At 51.3% G+C, this 3057-nt stretch carries 4 protein-coding genes; all 4 read left to right on the top strand.

The window, feature by feature from the left end; translation table 11 throughout:
- Positions 1-579 (top strand): ADP-ribose diphosphatase (gene nudF, locus ACRC27_RS08715; RefSeq protein WP_438639707.1); only part of this gene is annotated, 579 nt, incomplete at its 5' end.
- Between the two features lie 266 nt (positions 580-845).
- Positions 846-1670, top strand: a complete 825-nt coding sequence (gene cpdA, locus ACRC27_RS08710) for a 3',5'-cyclic-AMP phosphodiesterase (RefSeq protein WP_438628948.1) — start codon at positions 846-848, stop codon at positions 1668-1670.
- Positions 1670-2257: an esterase YqiA gene (gene yqiA, locus ACRC27_RS08705; RefSeq protein WP_438639706.1), complete on the top strand. Its 588-nt coding sequence runs from the start codon at positions 1670-1672 to the stop codon at positions 2255-2257. The genes cpdA and yqiA overlap by 1 nt, the downstream gene beginning before the upstream one ends.
- Before the next feature lie 57 nt (positions 2258-2314).
- Positions 2315-3057: ATP-binding protein (locus ACRC27_RS08700; protein WP_438639705.1), on the top strand; the 743-nt coding region annotated here is incomplete at its 3' end.

Raw genomic sequence — 3057 nt, 5'->3', positions numbered from 1 at the left:
ACACGTGACACCCTTTATCAGGGCTTCTTCTCTCTGGTACGCTACCGTTTTCGTCACCGCCTGTTTAACGGCCAGATGAGCCCTGTCATCAACCGCGAAATCTTCGAACGTGGCCATGCGGCGGTGTTGCTCGCGTATGATCCTAAACGTGATGAAGTCGTTCTGATTGAACAGCTACGCATTGCTGCACTCGACACCAGCCCAACCCCGTGGCTGCTTGAGCTGATCGCCGGCATTATCGAACCCTCAGAACACCCTGAACAGGTGGTTCGGCGCGAAGCCCATGAAGAGGCCGGTATTGCGGTTCAGCGCTGCCAACATATGCTGAGCTATCTGGCCAGCCCCGGCGGTACATCAGAGCGCCTTGAGCTGTATGTTGGCGAGGTTGATGCCACCCTTGCCAAAGGCCTGCACGGGTTGCCTGAAGAGGGCGAAGATATTCGCGTGCACGTTGTCAGCCGTACACAGGCTTATCAGTGGGTTACTGAAGGTAAGATTGACAATGCAGCATCCATCATTGCGCTGCAATGGTTAGAGCTACATGGGCAAGCGCTGCGCGAACGCTGGAGCGCGAGCTGAAGAACAGAAATGTGTGCCATGCAACAGTTTTGACATTTTAATCTGGGGATTTATCACTGAATTAAACATTGTCCCGAAACATTTAAAATTATCAGATAAACTGCATATAAAATTATGCGGTGAAACGTAAATCAGTACGGAGCAGGCCGACACCGTGTTGGGCATCTATCCATAAGATATATAAGGATAATGCAGTATCTGCTGATACAGGTTTCATCAATACCCCTCTGCGGTAATTTTTAAACAGATAAAACGAAGGACACTACGTGGAAAGCCTGTTCCAGCCGCCGGTTGCTTCTGAGCGGATTCGACTTTTGCAAATTACCGATACCCACCTGTTCGCCTCAGAAGAGGGAGCACTGCTCGGGATCAACACACTGCAAAGCTACCATGCGGTACTCCGTCAGATTCAGGCCGAACAGCGCCCAGTGGATCTGATCGTCGCTACCGGTGATCTGGCACAAGATCACTCGCTGGAAGCCTATAACCATTTTGCTGATGGTGTTGCCCGTTTAGCACGCCCCTGCGTATGGCTGCCCGGCAACCATGATTTCCAGCCCGCGATGGTCGATGGCTTACAACGTAAAGGCATTCAACCGTCGAAACAGGTTTTACTGGGTGAGCACTGGCAGTTAATTTTGCTCGACAGTCAGGTTCTTGGTGTTCCGCACGGCGAACTCAATGACTATCAGCTCAACTGGTTGGCGGAAAAAATGGATCAGCATCCGCAACGGCACGCCGTGATATTACTGCATCACCATCCGCAACCCTCTGGTTGTACGTGGCTCGATCAGCACAGTCTGCGTAATGCCGGTGCACTGCAAGAAGTCCTCCGTACCCGCCCGCAAGCAAAAGTGATTGTCTGCGGCCACATCCATCAAGAGATGGATTGCTTGTGGAGTCAGTGCCGCCTACTGGCAACACCGTCAACCTGCATTCAGTTTAAAGCGCACTGCACCAATTTTACCCTCGATCAGCTCTCACCCGGCTGGCGTTATCTTGATTTACTGCCCGATGGCACCGTCGAAACACAAGTTCACCGTTTGCCCGGTCAGCAATTTTGTCCAGATATGGAATCGGAAGGTTACTGATGGCCACGCTGATCTATCTGCACGGCTTTAATGGCTCAAGTGGCTCAGCCAAAGCAGTCGCCCTGCGCGACTATCTGGCAGAACACCACCCCGATGTGAAAATGCACATTCCAGCACTGCCCTTTGCCCCGCAAGCGGCCATTGCTCAGGTTTCTGCGCTGATTGAACAGTGTCAGCACCAAGGGGAAACACCAGCACTGATTGGCTCATCATTGGGCGGATACTATGCCACCTACCTTTCCCAACGCTATCAACTGCGTGCCGTAGTGATCAATCCAGCCATGCGTCCGTTTGAGCTGTTACAACACTATTTAGGGGAAAATACCAACCCCTATACCGGTGAGAATTACACCCTAACTCACCAGCATATGATACAACTGCTCGATCTACACCTTGATCCGCTGCCATTTCCCGCGCTACTCTGGTTATTACAACAAGAGGGTGATGAAGTGCTCGATTACCGACAGGCCGTTGCTTATTTCCACGCCAGCCGTCAAAGCGTGGAAGCGCAAGGAAATCATGCCTTCACGGGGTTTCCCCGTTACTTCGCTGCCATAATTGCCTTTCTCGGGCTAACCACGCCTTGACATTTCATGGTTCTCTGACGACCATGATGGCCAAACACCTGTAAATATATACATACCATGACTCAAACCAATAATTACAATGCCGATGCCATTGAAGTTCTCAGTGGCCTTGAACCGGTTCGTCGCCGGCCCGGTATGTACACCGATACGACGCGCCCAAACCACCTTGGGCAGGAAGTAATAGACAACAGTGTCGATGAAGCGCTGGCGGGTCATGCAAACCGCATCGATATTATTTTACATGCTGATCAATCACTTGAGGTCATTGATAACGGCCGCGGCATGCCGGTAGATATTCACCCTGAAGAGGGCGTTTCCGGCGTTGAGCTGATCTTATGCCGACTGCACGCGGGGGGAAAATTCTCCAATAAGAACTATCAGTTCTCCGGTGGCCTACACGGTGTGGGGATCTCCGTTGTCAACGCACTCTCTAGCCGTGTTGAAGTTACCGTTAGACGTGACGGCCAGATCTACTCGATTGTCTTTGCAGATGGCGAGAAAATCCAAGATCTCACCGTAATCGGCACCTGCGGTCGTAAAAATACCGGTACCAGCGTCCATTTTTGGCCGACTGCCAGCTATTTTGACTCAGCCAAATTCTCGGTATCACGCCTGACACACCTGCTCAAAGCCAAAGCGGTGCTTTGTCCGGGGCTGGAAATTGTCTTCACCGATAAAGTGAACAACACCGAGCAGCGTTGGTTGTATCAAGACGGCTTAAATGATTACTTAATTGATGCCGTTAAAGAGTTCATCACCCTACCAGAATTACCGTTCACCGGCTCTGTATCATCAGACAC

The organism is Plesiomonas sp. (assembly GCF_051650925.1).
Classification (GTDB): domain Bacteria; phylum Pseudomonadota; class Gammaproteobacteria; order Enterobacterales; family CAMTGL01; genus Plesiomonas.
Note: the sequence above shows the minus strand (reverse complement) of the source record. Positions and strands in the feature narration are given on the sequence as shown.

Bases quoted from the DNA above. Each gene is read 5' to 3' on its own strand.
- yqiA (WP_438639706.1), top strand. From the start codon at position 1,670: ATGGCCACGCTGATCTATCTGCACGGCTTTAATGGCTCAAGTGGCTCA.